The organism is Aeromonas diversa CDC 2478-85, assembly GCF_000819805.1.
GTDB classification, from domain to species: Bacteria; Pseudomonadota; Gammaproteobacteria; order Enterobacterales; family Aeromonadaceae; genus Aeromonas; species Aeromonas diversa.
Genome location: NZ_CDCE01000011.1, coordinates 509 through 1410 on the forward strand (window position 1 = coordinate 509; position 902 = coordinate 1410).

The window sequence follows — 902 nt, forward strand, 5'->3', positions numbered from 1 at the left end:
TCCATCTAATCACTGTTAGGGCGCACCCTGACAAACACAAACAAAAGGAGAAGAAGCAATGCCATTGAAGTGCAACAATACACAGATGCTTTTTGATTTCGTCAAAAACAAGCATCCAGAAGCCAAAATCAGTCACCCGAGCGGCCTGCAAACAAAATTTGATTTTCCTTGTGGCCTCATAATGAATGTATTTAATACAGGCTCAGTGAACTTCCAAGGAAAAAGCTTTGAAAATCACACTATGTCTGACCTTGTTAACGTTATTGAGGCAATAAATCGCTAACCAAAAACTTGTTTTAGCCAAGTTCCCGTCCTGCCATAACAAGTCATCCAAGGGGACGCCGTACCGGCGCCCCTTAATTCCAACGTTAGCACTCATCATAACTTCAAACTAAGGAGTAGAAATTGAAGTCATTTACATACATTGATAACTCAAATGTATTTATTGAAGGTCAAAGGACTGCAGCTGTAGAGAAGGGCATGGCTGTTGATCTTCGAGATTCAATGGAGCGAAGAGTTTTTGATTTTTCGTATAAGCTCGATTATGGAAAGCTATATGAATACTTGTGTGGTGATGGCCAGGAAGTAGGCTGCGCCAAACTTTGGGGCTCACCTCCACCATCAGACTCATTCTGGAAAATGGTCGAGCACAAAGGCTTTGAGGTTAAAACTTACGATCGAAATGCGGCAGGAAAAGAAAAGAAGGTTGATGTTGCAATAGCCCACCAAATAACCAAAGATGCTTATACTTTGATCGCAAGCGAAAAAGAAACCAGCGAAATCGTCCTTGTCGCTGGCGACAAAGACTATGTGCCTGTGATTGAAGACCTAAAATCCGAAGGCTTTACTGTTGTCGTGGTTTTTTGGGATCAAGCCGCTCAAGAACTTAAAGATGCAGCAAC

2 protein-coding genes are annotated in these 902 nt (G+C 42.1%); both read left to right on the forward strand.

The features are described from left to right. Positions 1 to 58 precede the first annotated feature (58 nt). A complete protein-coding gene (locus BN1121_RS02490) occupies positions 59 to 283 on the forward strand; it encodes a hypothetical protein (protein WP_005346380.1) in 225 nt (74 codons plus the stop codon). 122 nt (positions 284 to 405) lie between these two features. After that, positions 406 to 902 (forward strand): NYN domain-containing protein (locus BN1121_RS19150; protein ID WP_043597175.1); only part of this gene is annotated, 497 nt, incomplete at its 3' end.

What these genes read in the sequence shown, in the direction of transcription:
- BN1121_RS02490 (WP_005346380.1), top strand. Translation starts at nt 59, where the DNA reads ATGCCATTGAAGTGCAACAATACACAGATGCTTTTTGATTTCGTCAAA.